Origin of the sequence: Lacticaseibacillus absianus, from assembly GCF_013407595.1 — a bacterium.
GTDB lineage: Bacteria > Bacillota > Bacilli > Lactobacillales > Lactobacillaceae > Lacticaseibacillus > Lacticaseibacillus absianus.
Window position 1 is genome coordinate 74652 of the sequence record NZ_JABEKX010000001.1, and the last position, 21279, is coordinate 95930.

The 21279-nt window shown below is 60.3% G+C and carries 13 protein-coding genes; 10 read left to right on the forward strand and 3 right to left on the reverse strand.

From position 1 onward, the window contains the following. Positions 1-284: 284 nt before the first annotated feature. From HII33_RS00355 to HII33_RS00380, 6 genes are all read left to right on the forward strand, one after another. Positions 285-5528, forward strand: a complete 5244-nt coding sequence (locus HII33_RS00355) for an endo-alpha-N-acetylgalactosaminidase family protein (RefSeq protein ID WP_179393813.1) — start codon at positions 285-287, stop codon at positions 5526-5528. Between the two features lie 496 nt (positions 5529-6024). After that, on the forward strand, positions 6025-6393 hold the full coding sequence (locus HII33_RS00360; protein ID WP_179393814.1) for a DUF4176 domain-containing protein: 369 nt from the start codon (positions 6025-6027) through the stop codon (positions 6391-6393). Next, the gene (locus HII33_RS00365; protein WP_179393815.1) at positions 6383-6697 is read left to right on the forward strand and encodes a hypothetical protein; all 315 of its coding nucleotides are present in this window, start codon (positions 6383-6385) and stop codon (positions 6695-6697) included. The genes HII33_RS00360 and HII33_RS00365 overlap by 11 nt, the downstream gene beginning before the upstream one ends. 10 nt (positions 6698-6707) lie before the next feature. Next, positions 6708-6974 (forward strand): hypothetical protein, encoded by a 267-nt coding sequence (locus tag HII33_RS00370; RefSeq protein WP_179393816.1) that lies wholly within the window; start codon positions 6708-6710, stop codon positions 6972-6974. Further along, complete coding sequence (locus HII33_RS00375) at positions 6971-9319, forward strand: DNA/RNA non-specific endonuclease (protein ID WP_179393817.1); 2349 nt, start codon at positions 6971-6973, stop codon at positions 9317-9319. The genes HII33_RS00370 and HII33_RS00375 overlap by 4 nt, the downstream gene beginning before the upstream one ends. 1 nt (position 9320) lies before the next feature. Continuing rightward, positions 9321-9869 carry an immunity protein YezG family protein gene (locus tag HII33_RS00380; RefSeq protein WP_179393818.1) on the forward strand — a complete coding sequence of 183 codons (549 nt, stop codon included), beginning with the start codon at positions 9321-9323 and terminating at the stop codon, positions 9867-9869. A 345-nt stretch (positions 9870-10214) separates the two neighbouring features. Here HII33_RS00380 and HII33_RS00385 read toward each other — a convergent pair whose 3' ends face one another. Then, positions 10215-14108 carry a polysaccharide lyase family 8 super-sandwich domain-containing protein gene (locus tag HII33_RS00385; protein WP_179393819.1) on the reverse strand — a complete coding sequence of 1298 codons (3894 nt, stop codon included), beginning with the start codon at positions 14106-14108 and terminating at the stop codon, positions 10215-10217. A gap of 585 nt (positions 14109-14693) precedes the next feature. On the opposite strand from HII33_RS00385, the gene mnmE reads away from it, so the two are divergent. Further along, positions 14694-16073 carry a tRNA uridine-5-carboxymethylaminomethyl(34) synthesis GTPase MnmE gene (gene mnmE, locus HII33_RS00390; RefSeq protein ID WP_179393820.1) on the forward strand — a complete coding sequence of 460 codons (1380 nt, stop codon included), beginning with the start codon at positions 14694-14696 and terminating at the stop codon, positions 16071-16073. A 173-nt stretch (positions 16074-16246) separates the two neighbouring features. Here the strand turns inward: mnmE and HII33_RS00395 are convergent, their stop codons facing one another. Next, positions 16247-16747 carry a hypothetical protein gene (locus HII33_RS00395; RefSeq protein WP_179393821.1) on the reverse strand — a complete coding sequence of 167 codons (501 nt, stop codon included), beginning with the start codon at positions 16745-16747 and terminating at the stop codon, positions 16247-16249. Between the two features lie 150 nt (positions 16748-16897). On the opposite strand from HII33_RS00395, the gene mnmG reads away from it, so the two are divergent. Next, positions 16898-18805, forward strand: a complete 1908-nt coding sequence (mnmG, locus tag HII33_RS00400; RefSeq protein WP_179393822.1) for a tRNA uridine-5-carboxymethylaminomethyl(34) synthesis enzyme MnmG — start codon at positions 16898-16900, stop codon at positions 18803-18805. Between the two features lie 30 nt (positions 18806-18835). On the opposite strand, the gene HII33_RS00405 is transcribed toward mnmG, so the two are convergent. Further along, on the reverse strand, positions 18836-19231 hold the full coding sequence (locus HII33_RS00405) for a hypothetical protein (RefSeq protein ID WP_179393823.1): 396 nt from the start codon (positions 19229-19231) through the stop codon (positions 18836-18838). A gap of 354 nt (positions 19232-19585) precedes the next feature. On the opposite strand from HII33_RS00405, the gene HII33_RS00410 reads away from it, so the two are divergent. Beyond that, positions 19586-20314, forward strand: coding sequence for a helix-turn-helix domain-containing protein (locus tag HII33_RS00410; RefSeq protein WP_179393824.1), 729 nt, complete (start codon positions 19586-19588; stop codon positions 20312-20314). Beyond that, on the forward strand, positions 20311-21189 hold the full coding sequence (locus HII33_RS00415; RefSeq protein WP_343036815.1) for an IS3 family transposase: 879 nt from the start codon (positions 20311-20313) through the stop codon (positions 21187-21189). Before HII33_RS00410 ends, HII33_RS00415 begins: the two co-directional genes overlap by 4 nt. Positions 21190-21279 lie beyond the last annotated feature (90 nt).

Consider the following 21279-nt stretch of genomic DNA (forward strand, 5'->3'; position numbering starts at 1 on the left):
TCAGACGCGGCCGATCTGCGCGGCACGAGGCGCGTTGGCGTGCGCGACTGACGGCCGGGGTGGGGGTTTACTGATCGACCGGTGGCCGTTGCTGATCGGGGAGGCGCGTTCTTCTAACAATATGTTGACGTCATTTAAATATTATAACAGTAAGATAAATAGTTATAATAGTTAAACCTAAGTGGTTTGTTTTACTAAATAAATGCTTTTTGCTTGAGTTTTTCCCGATTTTAAGTAGACTGTTTAGTGTAATGTAACCGCTTTTCAGTTAAGGAGGGGACGACATGGCCAAGCAACACTACAAAATGTTCAAAGCCGGCAAGCGCTGGCTGGTAATGGGGATCGTCACAGGGGCGATCGGGATCGGTGCCGGTGCGGTTCGATCGGCAACCGTTCATGCGGCGGTGGCACCAACGGTGGTCCAGTCAGACGCGGCGGACGCCGCACCGACCAGCGCTGGCGAAACACCGACTGAGCCCGCGCAACCGGCGACTGACGGCGTGACGCCGCAAGTTGAGGTGGCAGAGTCGGCCACTGACGCGGCAGGAGCGGTCACTGAGGGACAACCACAAGCGGTGCCGGTAGCCACGTCAACCGCAGCCACGGCCCAGACAGCCGCCGCCTCGAGCACGGCGACGGCACCCACTGCCGGCGCGGCGCAAGTCGTGCCAGCCGGGGCTGCGTATCAAACGCTGGCGACCGAGGAAATGAGCGCTTTTCTGGCGACCACTTTTCCAACGGCCTACGGGTACGCGTTCACGGGTGGTCAGACCCTGAAGGCCACGCCAACGACGTTGACGCAGATCACGCTGGATGGCGTCGCCTATACGCCGGCGGTGACGTTCACGCGCCTCAGTGCGACGCAGGCGCAGTACACGTTAACGGTCGCCGACAAGCTGGTCTTCACCGTGACCGCGACGGCTGCTAGCCGCACGGTGACCTTTGCGGTGAGTGACATTCAGGAGCTGAACGGAACGGTCGTGCATCAGCTCGCGTTTCCGAATGCCCAATTGGCCAGTGTTGACGTGACGGACACCAACGCGAGCTTGGCGGGTGTGCGCATGCAAACGGCCACCAGCGCCTCCACCAACGGCGCCACGGGGGATACGTTCAAGGCGTTGGCGGACCAAGCCGTCGGGACCGAGACGTACCGGTATGCGTTCATCAATAACGCGACGATCGCGGCCGGGGTGTGGTCGAATGCGGCCCAGGACGGGGCGGACAAGTCTGAGGACAATCGCCTGCTGCTGACGACGCAGCAGGTGGCTGGGCAGACCGTTGCGGGGTTGAGCAGTAACTACTTCGCGCTGCGTGCGCTGGAGGACAACACCTCACTGTTGCGTGATCGGCTGCTGCCGCTCCCTCAGTGGTCCGCGGCCTTCGCGTTCGACGAAAACGGTGACGGGGTCGTGGACTGGCAGGACGCCGCGATCGCGACCCGCGCGATCATCAATGATCCGTTGGGGTGGCAGGATACGCGACGCGTGGTCGCCCAGCGTATCCCGATGAACTTTGCGTCGCAGGCGACGAATCCGTTTTTGACCACCCTGGATGAGACCAAGCGCGTCTATGCCATTACCGACGGCTTGGGCCAGACCGTGTTGCTCAAAGGCTACCAGAGTGAGGGGCACGACTCGGCCCACCCAGACTACGATGCGATCGGCGCCCGGCAAGGCGGCGTTGACGATTTTAACACGTTGATCCAGGCGGGGCATGACTATAACGCCAGCTTCGGGGTGCACATCAACGACACCGAATCGTACCCGGAAGCCCGCGCCTTCGACACCCAGTTGATCGATCCGACCAAGCGGGGATGGGACTGGCTCGATCCGTCCTACATGATCGATCAGCGTTACGATGCGTTGAGCGGTAACCGACTCGTGCGGCTTCAGGCGTTGAAGGCCTTGAGCCCGGACCTTGACTTCATCTACGTGGACGTCTGGGGCAACCAAGGCGAAGCGGGCTGGGAATCGCGTGCGCTGGGCGCCGAGATCGCTAGCCTCGGCTGGGCGCTACACAATGAGTTCCCTGACGCGCTGGAATACGACACGCTGTGGAACCACTGGTCGGCCGAAAAAGCTTACGGTGGCAGTGCCATCAAGGGCGTGAACAGCAATATCGAGCGATTCATGCGCAACGACCAAAAAGACACCTGGACGATCGGCGATAACTCGTTGCTCGGCGGGGCGGAGTTTGAGGCCTTTGAGGGCTGGGTCGCCAAGGTCGACTTTGACAGTTTTGTTGCGGTGACCTACCGGACGGACCTGCCGACCAAGTTCCTGCAACACTTCAAGATCACCAATTGGAACGCGACGTGGGACGACACCAAGAAGGACTACGTCGGGGCGATCGCGTTCGATCACGGGGTGAAGAGCGACAACTCAACGGGCGTCAAGGTGATCACCATGGACGGCGTTGAGGTGTTGCGCGATCAGCTCACCTATGGCGGGTCAGAAACCGGGCACTCGGTGGCCATGCTGTTGCCGTGGGATTCGACGGATGTGGTCGGGAATGGCATCAAGGCAGGCACGCCTGACACCACGGGCTTGGCCTTCGATAAGCTCTACTACTGGAACGACACCGCCGGGGCCTCGACGTGGCAGCTGACCGAACGCTTTAAGGGCGCCACCCAGCTTTTCTTAGCCAAGCTGACGGATCAGGGGCGGGTGGCCATGGGCGCTGTGCAGGTCGTGAACGGGGCGATCACCCTCGACCTCGATGCGGCCACGCCGTATGTCCTGACGCTGACAGACACGGCGCCACAGGACCTGAATTTTGGCGAAGGGACCGCGATCAAGGACCCGGGGTTCAACGCGGCCGACACTTTGACGCAAAATTGGCAGGTCAGTGGCGACCCGCAAGTGATCCGCAACGTGAACGGCGACTACCTGCTCCAGGCGGGGCCCCAGGCGATGCGCGTCACGCAGCAGCTAGGCACGTTGGCCGCCGGCGATTACAGCCTGTACGTGAATACGGAGACGCATGGCCGCCAGGTCACCATCACCGTGATGGTCAACGGCGTGCCTCAGACACTGACGTTCAGTGAGTCGATCGACCAGAACTACATTCAAGCCGACACGAACCACACGTTCAGCGACGCGCCGTCTTATATGCAAAAAGCCCGGCTGGACTTCACCGTTCCGGCTACGGCGGTGGTGACGCTGACCTTAGCGGCGGCCGCCGGTGAGACGCTGACCCAGTTCGATGACCTGCGGATCGTGCCACGCACGACAGACTTGCAGGCGGGCACTACGGATGAGGCCGGGAACCGGGTCGTCTTGTTCCAGGACTTCGAAGATCCGCACGCCGTCGGGTTGTACCCCTTCTTCAACAGTGGGGCGGATGGCGTCTCGGACCCGCGCGACCATCTGGCCGAGCGCCATGGGGTGTACACCCAGTACGGCTGGAACGGGAACTTGATCGATGACGTGTTGGCTGGTGATTGGTCACTGAAGTCGCACAAGCAGGGCGCAGGGCTGCTGTATACCACGATCCCGCAGGCCGTTCAGTTTGAGCCCGGGAAGGTCTATCAGGTCGAGTTTGACTACCAGACGGATGGCAACGGCGTCTTTCAGCCGGTCACGGTTGACGGTGAGTACTATGCAAGCTACTTCGACACGCTGGCGGCCACGGCAGGCGATCTGGCGGCGGCGGATCTGGCGGCCGACCACACCCGGCACGTGAGCTATGTTGTCGAAGGGGCCGCAGATGGCGCGTTAGGGTTTGGGATCCGGAGCTTAGCCGGCGGCCAGTTTGATTTTATCTTGGATAATTTCCGGGTGCTTGAGCTGGTGGGGGCCAATATCGACCAAGCGCGGCTGGCGCAGGCACGCAGTGAGCTCGCAGGGCTCATTACGGCTGCGCAGACGGCTGACCCGAGCGACTACACCCCGGATTCGTATGACGTGCTGGCTGGGGTGATCACAAGCAGTCAGGCGATCCTTGACCGCCCGGACGCGACCCTGGCGCAGGTGACCGATGCGGCCGCGGCACTGCGCGACGCCGCCACGGCACTCGTCACGATCGCGGCGACGAAGCAGTTGGATCCAGTGCACATCACCCCGTCCGTGGCGTCTTTCCAACCGGGCGAAGAGATCGAGAATGCGTTTGATCGCGATTCCGGGACGGACTGGCACACCAGCTGGAACGAGGTGACCACCGTCGCACAGCGGACCGTCACCATGCAGCTGGACAAGGCGTACCCGATCAACGGGTTGATTTACGAACCGCGGCATAGCGGGCAAAACGGGATCATCACCGACTACCAGCTGTGGGGGTATCGCGACGCAGACGACACGGAAGGCCAACTGCTGGCCGCCGGCAGTTGGGCCGGGGACAATACGATCAAGACGGTCAGTTTTGCCCCCGTCAATGTGGAGAAGCTCGTGTTGATCCCCGTGCACACGATCGGCGATACGCCGGACACCTTTGCGTCGGCCGTTGAGATCACTTTGCTGGTCGACCGCACCACGCCATCGCTCGTGGTGGCACCGGTCACGATGCCGTTCGGCCAGTCGCTGCCGACATTCGACTGGTTACCGAGCCTGGCATACTCGGACACGGTCGATGGCAATGTGATCCAGCGGCTGACCATCGACGACCACCAGATCGATACGCAGACCCCGGGGTCGTACACCGTGACGGTCACTGCGATGAATACTGCGGGCCAAAAAGTGACGGCGACCGGTACCGTGACCGTCACGCCGGATCCGCAGCAGTTGGCGGCAGCCAAAGCGGCCTTGGTCGCGGCCCTGGCCACTGCGGCCGACCGCTCGGCGACCCACTTCACCCCTACGACTTGGGCCCCGCTACAGGCGGCCGTCGCTGCGGGTCAAGCGGCGCTTGCGGATGACACGGCGACTGCGGCGGCGCTGACCCAGGCCACCACAGCGCTTCAAGCCGCGCTTAGCGCACTGGTGCCGGTGACCCCGGCGCTGGCGTGGGACCGCGCCTTGGCAGTGGGCAACTTGACGCCGACCGGGTTCACGGTCGCGGCTTGGCCGCGGCTGACCGCGGGGATGACGGTCGCCGGGTATCGGGTGCAACTCGTGGCGGGGGCGACCACGCCACTGCCAACGGTGCCAGGCGCCACGGCCCAGGCGCAGGCCGCGGCAACGGCCACGACCCAGTACACCGGCTATCAGGCGGGTGAGACCTACACGCTCCTGCTGTGGGCAGTGGCTGCCGACGGGGCCGCTTCAGCCCCGCTGACCACCACCTTCACGTTACCGCAAGCGCCAACCGGCCAGCCGGATGGCGATCAGGGGCACCCTGCTGATCACCAGCCAGGGACCAAGCCTGCGCAAGGCGGCAAGCCGGCTCAAGGGACCGGGGAGACGCCGGCGAACGCTTTGCCGCTGGCCGTGCACAAGCCGCGGCCGCAGGGGGCGCAGGCTGACGCGGCGACCGCCGACAAGGGCCTGCCGCAGACCGGCAATGCGACTGACCGGGCACTGGCGCTGATCGGGGGCTCATTCCTGAGTCTCCTCGGGCTGGTAGGCTGGTTCCGCCGGCGGAAGGTCGGCTGATCACGCCCAAAGCCACCAAAACAGACTAACCATAGTGGTGAAGATTGATTCGACGGAATCGGTCTTCACCACTTTTTACTTTTCTTCTAAAGTCGCGGTGAAGTTGGCGTGCCGTGGGGCTTTTTGACGCTTTGCGGCGCAACTAAAATGGCAACTTCACCGCCACATCCGTTAACGGGTTGCCAGGTTCTGGTCTCTTAGCATACGCAATCAATTCGCGGTTAAAAAAATAAGCGTGAGGTTTGACAATGGGCACTACGCAATTTGGAGTTTTTGTTTTTTATTTGACGCTAGTCCAGTGTCCGCTAAGGCACTGCTTACCTTTGGCTTCCGTCACAAGAAGCTCTGTTCGGCGCGGCAAACGTGCTGATTCAGACGCTAAAAATATGAAAAAGTGATTGTCAATTTGAAGGGATTTGCCCGCCATTTTGAGCGCTCAAGGGTATAATCCGTTATTAATTAAGCAGTGTCTCGCAACGCAAATGAGGAGGATATTATGCCGGAGAATAACAATGAAGCAACGCTGTTGCCGCTTGGCACAGTGGTGATTTTACAGGGTTCACTGAAGCAGCTCATGATTGTGAGCCGGGGCAACATCTTGGCACAGCGCTACTTCGACTACGGCGCCGTGCTGTTCCCCGAGGGGCTGGTCGATGCGAACCTGGCGTACTTCAACGCGGGTGACATCGTCAAGGTGGTCGCCGAAGGCCATCATGCCGCGGACGAAGACTTACTGCTGGATCAGCTGGCGGCGGCCAAGGCCGAATTCCTGGCGCAGCCGGCTGAGCAACCGGCGCCGATTACCCCAAGTATCGCTGATGACCCATTCGCCGCAGTGCGTGAAGGTGACGCCAATGGCGAGTGACGAGGAGAAGCTGCGCCGGGTGCGACGACTGCGGAAGATCTTCGATCGCCTAGCGACGCAGCAAGCGGCGGTCGACGCATTGTCCTTCACTCGCTTTAAGTCGGCCGGCAGTGGCCAGTGGCGGGGGCAGGTGAAGGCCAAGCAGTTCGACCCGGAATACGCGGAGGCCGTGCACCAGTTGGTGCTGGCCAACCAAGCGGTGGCAGACGCGATGCAAGCCGTGTCGCGCCAAATGTATGCCACGGTCTGGTCGATCGGGGATTTGGCCATTAAGGCCCAGGCGCTCGCTGCGTCAACATTCTAGGAGGCCATTCATGGGCAAGATCGGGACGAACCACACGGATTACCTGACTAAGAATCGCCAAGTCGGCCAGATGGCCGCGGCAGTCGCCGGCGTGAAAAACGGGCTGAATAAGACAGCCACGAATCTGCGCGTGAATCAGATGACAACCTTGTTCGACCTGTACGACCAGCTCACGCAGTTAGTGGTGAGCTATGGCGAGATGGCGGTGCACGACCTGGCCGAGTTCAAAAAAGTCAGCGTCCATATCCAAGAAGACGATAAGGCGGCGGGCCAATGAGCAATATACGCGTCTATGACGACGACCTCACCGACCTGGCTGAACGTGTCGCACAAGGGATCAGCCACCGCACCGAGCCGCTTGATCAGTTGAATCGAGCGCTCAAGGAACTGGCCGCAAGCGATACCGTTCAAGGGACCGCGGCCAACGGGATGAAGGCGTACATCAAAGAGGTCCATCTGACCCTGATCTCGGTGCTGTCCTTGGCACTGACCAACTACCAAGCAGCGGTGGGGCGATACGTCAACGGTTACCACCAAGTCGATGGCAGCCAGAATTTTCGCTTGGTGCGAGAGGACTTGATCGAGCATCAACAGGCGCTGACCAACCACCGCGAGGACTTCACCCAGATCGCCCAAAAGCTGAAGGCGATCGCCAATGACGCCGATGACCTCATCGACCTGGGCAGCGCCGGAGGCAGGCACCTGACCGCTGTGGCCGAGCACATGGACGCGATGAGTGACATCGTCACCCGACAGCGCCGCGACTGGGACCGCTATGAAGCCACGGATCCGGGCTTCGCCCTTGTGGGCGACCTGATCATTCAAGCCAAAAAGCTGGTGAAACAAACGCTGGCGCTGCCGGCTGGCAAGGCCTATCAAGGGGGCAGCTTCGGTCGGTTGATGACGCAAGCCTTCATCGATGCCTATCACGCGAGTGATGTGTTCGCGAAAAACAACCGCGCCACGATGCAGGCGGATTGGCAGAACATCGGGCAGGCGGTCACCGCCGATCAAATTCGGATGGCCGCCGCGGCCAAGCGCCAGGCGCAACAAGACGGCGTGATTGGCCTGCTTTGGGATAGCCTGCAGATCGTTGTCGGTATCGTCGTCACCGCGGTCAGCGTCGTCGCAACACCATTTAGTGGTGGGGTGTCCTTAGCCGGTGCCGCTTTGGGGGTATCGCTGATTGTTGGCGGTATTAACAGTGCCATCGACGACGGCAGTCAGGTGGCCACTGGCAAGGGCTACAACCTGATCGGGCACCTCAGCCGCGGCGTCGCGCAATGGTATAATGCCAATGTTGGTGAGCACTTGGGCAACCGAGGGGTCGGCGGCTTGATCAATGGCCTGGCGCAAGGCACCGGCAGCGTCGTTCAAGGGATGGCCGAGTTTGACGTGCGTGACACCGTCAGTGCCGTGGCCACCATCGCCACCAGCAGTGAGGCACGCAGTGCGCTGTGGAACGGCATCGAAAAGAACTTCGCCGCCATCGGCAACGGCGACACCAGCGCCTTAGGCCGCGACCTGGCCATGGCGGCGAGCGTTGTGGCACCCATGGCCGGCAAACGGATCCCGGCGGTGGCAAGCATCAGTGACCGTGCCACCAGTGCCTTGAGCCGCGTCGGGACCAAGCTGGGCAGCGTTAAACACCTAGCCAGCGTCGCCGACTTTGGGGCGCTGGCCGGCGAATCGTTCAGTCGCTTGATGACCACGGGCGGGATCGCCATGGTTGACTGGGCCGACAATGCGACGGCCGGGTTGAACCGGCTGGAAACCGGCGTCGCCGCGAAGTTCTCCGCGCTGAAGTTCACCGCGCAAAGCGCGATGCGTGACCTGAAGAACGTTGCCACGATTCGGGCGCTGGAGGCTAAAGCCAGCGTGTTCAATCACCTCGCCAAGGCAATGGATCGTATGCCGGTCGTGATACCTGAACATGTCGTGGCAGGCGTGGACCGTGCCAGCAGTGTTTTCCGGGTTGGGGTCCTATCTGATACCCGAGTCGGGGCGGCGTTGAAAGAATCGTTCCAAGTAGCCGGCAGCGGGGCAGGCTCACGGGCGCGAGCGCTGGAAGAATTTGAGTCAGCCCTGAAGAAGGCCCCAATAATCGAACTCAATGGCTTGCAGTACCGTGCCATTGATTTCGATCACCGAATCTTCCAAACCATGACCGGGAAGAAAACGCTAGCGTCGAGTGTGACCTACACCACGCCTGAAGGTTATACTTACTTCACCGATAGTAAGGGGCGGATCACCCACGTGGAAACCGATAATCTGCACCTAGCCGAGGGTACCCGCAATGAGTCTGCACAGCGCATGGTTGGTGGTAAGGACCGGTTGCCAGATGATGATGGCGGGCACTTAATCGCGCGCCAGTTCGGCGGTGAAGGTGACATTGATAATTTGGTGCCGCAAAATAGCCAGATAAATCGTGAGGGCGGCACGTGGTATGATATGGAGAAGCGATGGCGAAAGGCTTTGACTGCCGACCCGCCGAAAAAAGTGTCCGTGTCGATTGATATAGAGTATGAGAGCGGGTCAATGAGACCGGTACAGTTCTGGGTGGAACAAAAAATTGACGGGAAGCTCACATCCTTCCCAATCTCAAATAAGGTGGGTGGTTGACATGTTAGAACAAGAAATTCAAGCAGTATATCAAGAAATTGCGGAAAAAGTAGTCTCGATGATGCCTATCTCTGAATGGTCTGACTTTTATTTTTGGGGTCAGGTTAGTGACGGTGTTTCGTCTGCGGAGTTTTATTATCGTGGAAGTGTAAATGCGCCTTACCAGGATTCGGGAAGAATCGCAACAGATTACCACACCTCAGAGCGTGGCTATCTGGATGATTTACGTGTGTTGATCAAATTAGCAGAAAAAAATGCCAAAATTTTTCAGTCTTATAATCAGGAGCCATGGACCTGGATGGCCATGCACGTTGATTCCAGCGGTCATTTGAGCGTGGACTATACGTATACGGACTGGGAAAATAGTTTCCTTGATAACGGTATTCAGGAGATGTATTTCAAGCATCTCTATCTCGGGGAAGCGCCGACTGATCCTGAAGAACAAGCGGAATTAGCAGAGGCAGAGGCGTGGGTCAAGCAGACACCAGAAGCCATCGCGCGGCGGGATAAGACGAAGCGCGATTGGTCCGATCAGGTAAATGGACGTTAGGCGTGAGTGCCTGGCTTTTCTTTTGGAGCTGACCTTCATCGAATCAGGGCCAGCAGTATTGTGTACACTCGCGAAAAATAACCGGGGCTGAGGTCCATTTGACGTCCCCTCAATGCGCTGGTGCAGTCAACGCAACATTTTTTGCTCAACATCTAAGCCGGATCAGACAGGCTACCCAGAGAATCAGCCCAAAAAAATGTTGTCATACCGGGATTTGTGCTTGACCAACGGTAGAAAAAAGCTTCGGACGTCAATGGTCCGAAGCCTTCTTGGGCGTTTTCGTCGCATAAAAACCCCTTGCGCTCGCGGCAAGGGGCAGTGCCGCTTCGATCAGCGGCGTGGGTTCTAAAGCGGGTGGCGACGCAGGGCGCGCGCCAGTGCGAGTAGGCCAAGGCTCATGAGGGTGAGAAGGCCCGCGAGCGGCATGCGGGTGCGCACCGCCCCAGTCTGCGGCAGGTTACCGCGGGGCGCTTTGGCAGATGTCGCGGCCTTGGCGGGAGCTGCGGCCTTGGCCGGGGTTGATGGACTAGGGTGCGAGCCCGGCTTGGGGTCGCCTGGGCGTTGGGGCGTTGGCGCGGGTATCGGTGCCAACGCGGCCAGTGCTTGTTTCAGCGCTTGATGGGTTGCGTCGACCATGGCTTGGCTCGCCTCCGCATCGGCGAGTTGCGCAGTTGCCCGGGCAAGCACAGCTTGCAGGGCTTGCCAGGTCGCGGGGGTGTAGTCCCCCTGGGCCAGCTTGCCGATGGCCTGGATCGTTTGGGCGAGGGCTTGCGTGTCGGCGCGTGGCACGAGCGCGGTCAACGCGTCGGCTAACGCAGCAGTCGCGTGATCGACCGCGGCTTGCGTGGCGTCCGCATCGGCCTGCGTCGCCTGAGCGGCCTGGCGTGCGGTGGCGAAACTGGTCCAGGTACTTGGGGTGTAAGCCGCTTCTTGGCGCGCGTTAGCAGTCTTCAGTGTCTGGTCGAGCCGCGCCTTATCCGCAGCCTTGACCAGCGCGTCAAGCGCTGCTTGGAGCTTGTCCGTGGCGGTGTCGACGGCCGCCTGGGCCGGGGCATCGGCGGTCATGAGCGCCACCGCGTCCGCCAGTGGCGTCGCCAGTGCGGCGAAGCTGGTCGGGGTGTAGGCCGTGGCGTCTAGCGCCTGAGCAGCCGCCACGGCTTGATTCAGCGCGCTCAGATCCGCTGGCGCATCCAAGACGAAGGTAGCGGTGCGGCTGGCGCCAGCTAACCCATCCGTGGCCAAGGTCAAGGTGGCGCCGCTGGCGGTGAAGTTGGCGGCGTCTGTGGTGAGGTGCACCGGATAGTTGAACGTGAAGTTGATCGGCGTGTTGGTCTGCCGCGGTTCAGCGGCCGAGATCGTGTAGGTGTTGCGGCCAAGCGATTTGATGACAACGGCCGCCGTGTTGTCGACGGACACGAAGTCCCCGATCTGATCCGTGGCGGTCCAGACGTTGGCGAGGAGCGTGTCCTTGGTCTGGATCGCCTGTAAGCGCGCTGTGTTGCGCAAAACGGTGTAGGCGGGAGTTGTCGCCAAGGCCTTGACCTGGGCATCCGTGGCGCCGGGCACGGTGACATACTCGTAGGTGCCGTCTGTAACGCTGGTGCCGTGCATTGCGGCAAGCGTCAGGTACGTGTTCGTGTAACGCTGGGTCGATGGGAAGCTGCTGTTGATGTCTGCGTAGGTGCCGGAGCGGGTGGCTTGGCTCAAAGCGACCGGATCATTGCCCGGTGCGACGATGTAACCGACGTTGTTCTTCGGCTCCGCCGCATTGACGTTGGCCCAACTGGTGACCGCTTTTTGGGTCGTGTAAGCGGCACCGTCCACGGTCACGTGCTCGCCCGCAGTCAGCTTGTGCTGGTCGAGGATCGTCTCGATGCTCGCGCTAGTGGTCCCGGTGATGCCAGCTCCAAGGTTCACGATCTGACCGTTGAGCAGGAACCAGGACTTCATCGCCTTCAGGTTTTGGCTCTGGTTGACCTTGTTCAGCGCCATGCCGACGCTGGCCACGGTGCCGTCCGTGGCCCCGCCGACCCACGCCTGGGGACTGTAGGTGGTTTGGCCGGCCCCTGCGGCCAGTGGTGCGGTGTCGACGGTCGTGCCGGGGAGCCGGTAAGGGTCAACGGTCGGCCAGTAGCCTTCGTCGAACTGCGTAACGTCATGGGTGTAGAGGTACACCATGCCGTCTGCGGTGTGCCAGCCGGTGGGGTTCTCGTGGTTCATGAATTCAAAATTGGCCACGCGCTTGGAGTACATGCTGATGCCGACGGAATAATCGGCCGTTTTTTGCATGACGCGGTCCATGCTGGCGTAGATGTTGAGCGACGCCACATCGCTGGCGTTGGCGCCGGCGGCCAAGGCGGTGGTCAGCCCGGTGATGGCGGCAAAATCACGCGGGGCCTTGAAGTAGTTGTAGCGGTCGCCGACTTGGGCGACCCAGGTGGCGATGGCCTGGTTGATTTTTGTGCGCAACGCCGCCGGGGTGGCAGGGGCGATCAGTGTCAGGTTCGCCAGCGTTTCTTTGCCGGTCTCAAGCTCTGTGGTTTCGGGGTTGGTGCCCGGCGCCCGCGAGATGCTTCGACCGGACACCATCGAAGGCATCCGCCCGTTGACCATCAGTTGCAAAATACCCTTGTCGATCAGGTTGTTGATGTGGGTGAACTGATCGGCGGGGATGGCCCACGGCGTGTCGACCAGAACAGAGGACACGCGCGCGATCCCCTTGAGCATTTCATTCCCGTAACTCCCGGTATAGGGGATGGCTGTGTGTTGAATGTAAGACGCGTCGGCGTAGATCCCGTCGCCCTTGGTGACGAGCCCCATCGCCTTGGGCAGGTTCTGCTGGACGAGGGCAACGCGACTGTCATCTTCGAGCAGCAGGCCGCTGGCCAAGATAGAGATGGAGATGTCGGTCAGGTTGGCGCCGGTGGCGGTGCCGAACCGCCCGATGGCTTGTAGTTGCTTGTTGGGATCCGGATTGTATGCGATGAGCGGCTGCACGAACTTCTCTAGCTTCGCGTAATCCTGTGCTTTGAGGTCATCGTGGAGCAAGATCAGCGTGTCATCGAGCTGCTGCGCTGCGCCGATCTGGAAGTCCCACCAGTTCCCCGTCATGAAGTTGCCGGTGTAGTGCATCGTGTCGACCATGAAGTCCAGCGCGCTGATGATGGCCGTGTAAACCGCTTGATCGTGGTAGGTCTGACTGAGCGGGTTGTAGTAACCCAGTGTCAGTTGCTTGATCTTCGTGAAGGTGGTGGTGTAGTCGGCGGAGTCGGTATCTGTCGCGACGCGCGGCCATAGCCGGGTGCGCTCGGCACTTTGATCCAAGGTCTGCCACAGCGTATCGCTTTGCTGGGCTAGACTGGTCAGATAGGCCTTGATGTTCGGGTCGCTGAGATCGGCTTCAGGGTCGATGAGCCGGTCGCGCCAGCGCTTGCGCATGATATCGTACTCCTGACGTTCGGCGGCGACGGTGATGCGGCTTGTGGCCTGAACGTCAGTGTTTTTCAGCGCCACGGTGATCGTTGCCGTGCCCGCCTTGAGCGCCTTGACCGTCCCGTCTGTCACTGTCGCCACCGTCGGATCTGAGCTGGTCCAGGTGAGCTGGTCGGCGGTCGGGGTCAGGTTAGTTGGATCGGCGGCGAGCGCCAGTTTGGCGGTTCGGCCGACGCTCACCGCCGTGGTCGCCGGGCTGAGGGTCAGCTTGTCCGCGTGAGGGGCCTCGGTGTAGACGGCCAGCTCATTGATGCTAGAGCCATAGTACTGTTTGTTGGCCGCATTCAAGAACTGTTTTTGCTGGTGGTACTTCACGTAGCGCGCCTGCGTTGGGGCCAACGTGAACGTGCGGGCGACGCTCGTGCCTTGCGTCCCGGTCGTGGTCGCCGCGACTGGCGTGAAGTGGGTCTCGTCGGTGGATACGAGCAACTCATACGCCGGCGCCTCCGCGTGAAATGAAACGGTGATCTCGCCAATGGATCGTACTTGACCTAAGTCGACGGTCAGCCACTGATCATCGACCTTGTCGGCCGACCAGCGTGTGCTGGGGTCCCCGTCGACGGCAAATTTCCCGTCGAACTGGGGATAGACCCAGGCGCCGGCGGTCGTTCGGCCGCCCTCGATCCCAGAGAATTGGACCGGCTGATTCAGCGCAAGGTTCGTGCTGTCGGCCTGAACATGCAACGTACTCATCCCCAGAACGCTGAACGCAAGTAAGCCGATGCCCATCATGTGTCGCTTTTTCATTCTGTTCCTCCTCGATCAGCCTGGTCGCGCATGTGCGTGACGGGCTGACATGCTTAGAAAGTCTGGTCGCGCGCGGTGCATCAAAAAGGTGCTGCTGTCAGCTGTTGATCAGTGTCCCGATCCCGATCGGCGAGGTACCGACACAACTGAACGGGTGGTGACCTAGGATGGTTGGTGGCCGTTCCTAGTCGCGCTACTGTGCGGTGGTGGCCGCCCGGTAGACTAAAGACAGAATAGCAACCCGTTATTGAAAGCGCAACCAACTCATCTCTGCGTTCGGTGCGGTCTAGCTGGAAATTACCCCATATAGCTAGGCGGATAGCGGTGTTAAAAAATATTGGTCTCGGTATTTTTGCCCGTTTGCCGTCACCTGACCGGGCCGGCCATGTGTCATTTAATATAAAATAATCTATAAAAAAGGACTCTTCATTGCCCCTCGCCTGGGCCCCCTTTGACATCGGCCGGCACATTTTGTACAATCGAACCACAACCTGAATCGATGAAGTAGTCAAAGTGCTTTGTCCGAGTTTGCCGTAGGGCGCAGACTCGGATACTGCACTTTTTTAATGGAGAAAGGACCCAGACATGGCACAGAACGTGACAGAATACGATACGATCGCGGCGATCTCGACGCCACCAGGTGAAGGGGCGATCTCCATCGTGCGCCTGAGTGGCGACCAAGCCGTCGCGATCGCGCAGGCGGTCTTCAAGGGGCGCGACCTGCAGCGGGTGGCGAGCCACACGATCAATTACGGGCACATCGTCGACCCGACGCGCGATGAGGTGGTCGACGAAGTGATGGTCAGCGTGATGCGCGCGCCCAAGACTTACACGCGCGAGGACCTGGTCGAGATCAACTGCCACGGGGGGATCGTCTCGACGAACCGGGTCTTGCAACTGCTGCTGGGCGCCGGCGCCCGGCTGGCCGAGCCCGGGGAGTTCACCAAGCGCGCCTTCTTGAACGGCCGCATCGATCTGACCGAGGCGGAGTCCGTGATGGACCTGATTCGCGCTAAGACTGACCGTGCGATGCAAGTCGCCGTGTCGCAGCTCGACGGGAACCTGCACACCTTGATCACCAACCTGCGCCAGGAGATCCTCGAGGTGTTGGCACAAGTCGAGGTGAACATCGATTATCCGGAGTACGATACCGACGAGATGACGACCCAGTTGCTACGGGAAAAAGCGGCGCTGGTGAGCACGCGCGTGGATGAGCTGCTGCAGACCGCCAGCCAGGGCCAGGTCCTGCGCGAAGGCCTGGCGACCGCGATCGTCGGGCGCCCCAACGTTGGTAAATCCAGTCTGCTCAACCACATGCTACACGCGGACAAGGCGATCGTCACTGATGTCGCCGGGACCACCCGCGACGTGCTGGAGGAGTATGTCAACGTTCGCGGCGTGCCGCTCAAGTTGATCGACACCGCGGGGATCCGCGACACCGACGATAAGGTCGAAAAGATCGGGGTGGCGCGCTCCCGTCAGGCGATCGTCCAGGCGGATCTGATCTTGCTGGTGCTCGATGCGAGCGCACCGCTGACCGCTGAGGACCAGGCGCTGATCGACGCGACGGCAGATAAGCAGCGCATCGTGGTCCTGAACAAACAGGATCTACCGGTGCGCCTGGAGCTGAACGAAGCCGTTCCGGGCAACACCGTGGTGCGGACCTCGATCACGACCGGCGCTGGGGTCGAGGCGCTGGACACGATGATCGCCGATGTCTTCAATGGGGGGATCGAGAACAGCCAGAGCACCCTGATGGTTACGAATGCCCGCCAGATCGGCCTGCTGCGGCAGGCCAAGGCGAGCCTGCAAAGTGTGCTGGCAGGCATTGACGCAGGGATGCCGATCGATCTCGTACAGATCGATATGACCGCGGCCTGGGACAAGCTCGGCGAGATCACCGGCGATGCCGCCCCAGACGAGCTGATCACCCAACTGTTCTCGCAGTTCTGCTTGGGTAAGTGACCCAAGGCGCGGTCGGGTGCCGCCCCAAGCGGGCAGACGGTGAGCGGGCCCTTGTGGTCGGACCGGCGGCGCCAAAAAGCCCCCTCGGGGCCACCAAGTGCGGTGGGCTCAAGGGGGTGACAGCGCAGATCGGGCGCGCGAATCGGCTGGCTGAGGCGTCGTGCTAGTGGGGCTTATGCCTCTAGGGCGGCGGTGACTTGCTGGTAGGTGCGTACGTTGAAGCTCACGGCGAGGACGGTCAGGATCAGGCCGGGCAGCCACCACAGCATCACGTTGAAGATCACCGTCAGACTGACGCCGGACGCAATGATGCCGAGCAGGTAGCCGGTCCACGACGGCCCGTCGACCTTGACGATGCGCAGACCGAGCAGGCTGGTCGTCAGGACGCCGATGTTCAGCAGGTAGCCTAGGGAACCGAACGTGGAGGCGATCTGCCACCACAGCATTTCCGGGCCGGTGCTACCGGTCATGTCGTGAAACATCAGGATCCCGGCGATCGACCACGGGCTGTGCATGGAGGCGAGCAGCGTGTCGCCAGTGTGCACGCGCGACTGGTAGATCACGATCGCGACGATGATGCAGACGAAGTACACGACGGTGGTGAACAGCAGGATCCCGTTCAGGATCAGGGTCCACAGGGCAACGGTTTGATCGGAACGTTTGAGTGTGGTCATAGGTCTCCTCTTTCGGTGTGCAAGGGCAATTATTAGTATTAGTTTATCATGTCAGTTGGTTTATTTTAGGTCAGAAGTTGTAAAGACGCGTTGTCGTTTGTGTACGGGGTTACCTGATCGGTGGCCCAGCGAGCAGAAAAGGAGAGACTCATGCCAGAAGTGAAGGAATACGAGGCGGCGACCTACGATGTCGTCGTGGTCGGTGCCGGCCACGCCGGGTGCGAGGCGGCGCTGGCCGCCGCTCGGATGGGGCAAAAGACGTTGCTGATCACAATCAGCCTGGAGATGCTCGCGTTCATGCCGTGCAACCCGAGTGTCGGCGGCCCGGCTAAGGGGATCGTCGTGCGGGAGATCGACGCGCTGGGCGGCGAGATGGGCCGCAATATCGACAAGACCTATATCCAGATGCGGATGCTGAACACCGGCAAGGGCCCGGCGGTGCGCGCCTTGCGCGCACAAGCCGACAAGGCCGCCTACCACCGGTCGATGAAGCAGACGATCGAACGGCAGGCGAACCTAGATCTGCGGCAGGGACTGGTCGAGCACTTACTCGTCGACGCGGGGCAGTGCGTCGGCGTCGTCACTGCGACCGGCGCGCGCTACCGTGCGACCAGCGTCGTGCTGACGGCGGGGACCTCCAGTCGCGGCAAGATCATCATCGGGGAGCTGATGTATTCCAGCGGGCCGAACAACAGCCTGCCGAGCATTCGGTTGTCTGAAGACTTAGAGCGCCAGGGCTTCAAGCTGCGCCGCTTCAAGACGGGGACACCGCCGCGCGTGCTCGGGCGCTCGATCGATTTTGCCAAGACCGAGGAACAGCCTGGCGACACCACGCCGAATCACTTCTCCTTCGAGACGCCGGACTCGGTCTACCTCAAGGACCAGCTGTCTTGCTGGATGACATACACGAATGCGGACACGCACGCCATCATCCGGGAACACCTTGACCGGGCGCCGATGTTCTCCAGTGTGATCAAGGGCGTCGGGCCCCGCTATTGCCCGTCGATCGAAGACAAGGTCGTTCGCTTCGCCGACAAGCCGCGCCACCAGCTGTTCCTCGAGCCCGAGGGTCGTGACACCGACGAGTATTACGTCGGGGACTTCTCCACGTCCATGCCCGAAGAGGTGCAGCTGAAGATGTTGCACTCAGTGGCCGGACTGGAGAACGCCGAGTTGATGCGGCCTGGATACGCAATCGAATACGATGTCATCGAGCCGTGGCAGCTGACCGCCACGCTTGAGACCAAGGTGGTCGCGAACCTTTTCACCGCCGGTCAGATGAACGGGACCAGCGGTTACGAGGAAGCCGCGGGTCAGGGCTTGATCGCCGGGATCAACGCCGCCTTGCGCGCGCAAGGCAAGCCTGGCTTCACGCTTCAGCGCGCCGACGCGTACATTGGGGTGATGATCGATGACCTCGTGACCAAGGGCACCAACGAGCCGTACCGGCTGCTGACGAGCCGCGCCGAGTACCGCCTGATCTTGCGCCACGACAACGCCGACCTGCGCTTGACCGACAAGGGGCGCGCACTGGGGCTGATCAGTGCGGCGCGCTATGCCGCGTTCGAGGCCAAACAGGCGGCGATCGACGCAGAAGTTGCCCGGCTGCAGGCCACGCGCCTGCGCCCCAAGGATGTCAACCCGTGGCTTGCCACGATCGGTGCGGCGCCACTCAAGGATGGTGTCTTGGCGAGCGACTTCCTGCGCCGACCGGAAGTTAGTTACGCGGACCTGATGCAGTTCGCCCCGGCCGAGACCCCAGTCGGGCGTTACGTCGCCGAAGAAGCTACGGTGCAGATCAAGTATGCGGGCTACATCGACAAGGAGCTGGCCCAGATCGCCAAGCTACACCGGCTAGAGGCCAAGAAGATCCCGGCGCACCTCGACTACGCGGCGATCAACGGCCTGGCGACTGAAGCGCGTCAGAAGCTGACCAAGATCCAGCCCGAGACCATCGCGCAGGCCAGCCGTATTTCGGGGGTCAATCCCGCCGACATCGCGATCCTGTCGGTGTATATCGAGCAGGGGCGGATCGCCAAGGTCGCTGCGAACGCGTAGACCGACCAGCCTGAACGTCAAAAAAAAGTATCATCTCAGCAGGCGAGATGATACTTTTTTCGTGTCTGGGTGTGGACGGAGGAAAGCGGCGCCGACGAACGCGGCGGTGGCGGTCAGCGCCAGGACATAGATCGCGTTGGCGATGGTGAAGAGGGCCCAGCAGATCGCGCAAGTGATGACCACCCCGATCGCAAGCGGGACAGCGATCTGTGGCAACGGCGGCCGCAAGACGGCCAGGGCTTCGATCACGAGGAGTGTGATCAGAATGATCCCAGCGATCGTGACGACCTGCCAGTCGTGGTCCATATCGCGGAACCGCTGCCCGCCGAACGGGAGCGTCAAGTTGATCGCGAGCCATGCGGCTGCCAACGGCGCCAGGACCAAGGTGGTCAGGCGCAACCAGCCGCTCAAGGCGCGTGCGTGCATCGGGCGTCCTCCTTTCCAGATCCGCGTGGACGGATCGGTGATTCTGCCCTCAGTATAGCGAGACAGCGACGAATTGCGGATAACGCCCGGCCAACTTTACATTTTTATAAACAAACACCTTGAGGCCAAGCCATAACTAAAATAGGCCGACCCATACGCGAGGTCGATGCCTCCGTCCGGCGATGTCGGAGGCCACGGCGAGGCACTCTAACGCATGTCTGCCCGTCGCTCACTGCGGTCGAACGGGCCAAGCAAGCGTATCAGCATGGCCCCGTGTCACCCCTAAGGGCTATACTCCTACTTAGGTAGACAAGCAAATAATTAAAGCTTGCCTTCCTGGGAAGGAGTTTTTTTATGGGCCGGATAGGTTCAAGATACACGCCCGCAGAGAAACTGTTCTACATTGGTCTGGTTAATGAGGGCGGCTGGAGTTCACAGGCAGTGGAAAGGATACACGGTATCGATCACCACCAGGTCAACCAGTGGTTAAACCGTTACGCAGCTGATGGGATGGATGGTCTTAAGTCCAGGCATACTAACCAACAGTATTCTCGGGAGTTCAAGCTAGAAGTCGTGCAGAAGTACCTAGCCGGTAACACATCTTTTCGGCAGCTGGCTGTTGCCTACGGCATTCCGGGTAAAACCGTCATCGGTCAATGGGTATCCCTGTATACTAGTGGTAAATCACTACAAGCCACTGGGAGGGCCAAGCCAATGAAAGATGGACGCAAGACTACGCAGCTCGAACGTGTCGAGATCGCACAATGGACCATCGCCAACGAACACGACTACGTCGCCGCAACCCAGCAGTTCAACGTTTCGTATGGACAGGTCTATGCATGGGTCAAAAAGTTCAAGCAAGGTGGTGAGTCCGCCCTCGCAGACCGCCGCGGTAAGGCGAAGGAAGATAATGGTCAGCTCACTGAAGTAGAGCGTTTGAAGCTCGAGAACAAGCGACTACAGGCACGATTAACCCGTGTGTCAACGGAGGTCGCAGTGTTAAAAAAACTCCAAGAACTGGAAAGAGGGAATGTCGATCAGACAGGCAATATCAGGCCATTCAGCAACTCGCGCAAGAAGTGAATCCCGACTCCGGTCAGCTTTATGGCATCAGTGAGACATGCCGGTTTCTGGGTATCTCGCGTGCAGCGTACTACAAGTGGACGCATCGTAAGGTGACGGTCCATGAACGGGAGAACCAGGCTATTCTGGCCTACATCGTGACCCTTGAGGAAAAGCATCACTATGTCTTCGGGGTCAAACGGCTCGTGACGTATATCAATAAGGAAACACCCTATCACGTGAGTCACGGTCGTGTCCGCAGGCTCATGCGTCAGGGACGGATTCGAGCCTCTATCCGTGTAGCGAAGCACGATCGCAGAGCCGAGAGGAAGGAGTTCCTCCTAGCCAACAAGCTGTACACCGTCGATGCGGGGCATGCCTTCCACCCTAGCGCGGCCAACAAAGTCTGGGTGACCGACTGTTCCGAGCTCACTTACGGTCAAGATGGTAGACAGAAACTGCGGCTTAGTGCCGTGAAGGATCTCTATGATCACAGCGTGATCGCCTGGTGTGTGGCACCGAGCGAAACCGCGGCGCTTACCACCAAGACGATTAAGCTGGCCATCAAGAGCAACAATGGCATCAGGCCAGAAATTACGCATAGTGACCAAGGATCCGCGTACACCGGGCGCACCTACAACACGTGCTTAGCAGGTGAAGGAATTATCCACAGCATGTCGCGGCCGGGCACTCCTGGCGATAATAGCCCAATGGAGAGCCTGTGGAGCCATCTTAAGGTTGAGTGGTTCGCCTTTGAGCACTGCTTGTCCGAGCTTGAGATGATGAAGAGTATCGAAGCGGCAATCAACTGGTATAACTACGAACGCCGCCAAGAAACACTAAACGGCATGACCCCGATGGAATATCGGAATCATGCCGTAAGGAAAACTGCATAGGCACTTTAATTATTTGACCTGTCTACTTGACGCGGACCAGCGCCAAGTGTGCGGGGGTTCACGGGGCCATGCTGATACGCTGTTAAAACC

Excerpts from the sequence above, each read along its gene's own strand:
- HII33_RS00375 (WP_179393817.1), top strand. The coding sequence starts at position 6,971 with ATGAGCAATATACGCGTCTATGACGACGACCTCACCGACCTGGCTGAA.
- mnmE (WP_179393820.1), top strand. The coding sequence starts at position 14,694 with ATGGCACAGAACGTGACAGAATACGATACGATCGCGGCGATCTCGACG.
- HII33_RS00355 (WP_179393813.1), top strand. The coding sequence starts at position 285 with ATGGCCAAGCAACACTACAAAATGTTCAAAGCCGGCAAGCGCTGGCTG.
- HII33_RS00385 (WP_179393819.1), bottom strand. The coding sequence starts at position 14,108 with ATGAAAAAGCGACACATGATGGGCATCGGCTTACTTGCGTTCAGCGTT.
- HII33_RS00360 (WP_179393814.1), top strand. The coding sequence starts at position 6,025 with ATGCCGGAGAATAACAATGAAGCAACGCTGTTGCCGCTTGGCACAGTG.
- HII33_RS00410 (WP_179393824.1), top strand. The coding sequence starts at position 19,586 with ATGGGCCGGATAGGTTCAAGATACACGCCCGCAGAGAAACTGTTCTAC.
- HII33_RS00405 (WP_179393823.1), bottom strand. The coding sequence starts at position 19,231 with ATGCACGCACGCGCCTTGAGCGGCTGGTTGCGCCTGACCACCTTGGTC.
- HII33_RS00395 (WP_179393821.1), bottom strand. The coding sequence starts at position 16,747 with ATGACCACACTCAAACGTTCCGATCAAACCGTTGCCCTGTGGACCCTG.
- HII33_RS00365 (WP_179393815.1), top strand. The coding sequence starts at position 6,383 with ATGGCGAGTGACGAGGAGAAGCTGCGCCGGGTGCGACGACTGCGGAAG.
- HII33_RS00370 (WP_179393816.1), top strand. The coding sequence starts at position 6,708 with ATGGGCAAGATCGGGACGAACCACACGGATTACCTGACTAAGAATCGC.
- HII33_RS00380 (WP_179393818.1), top strand. The coding sequence starts at position 9,321 with ATGTTAGAACAAGAAATTCAAGCAGTATATCAAGAAATTGCGGAAAAA.
- mnmG (WP_179393822.1), top strand. The coding sequence starts at position 16,898 with ATGCCAGAAGTGAAGGAATACGAGGCGGCGACCTACGATGTCGTCGTG.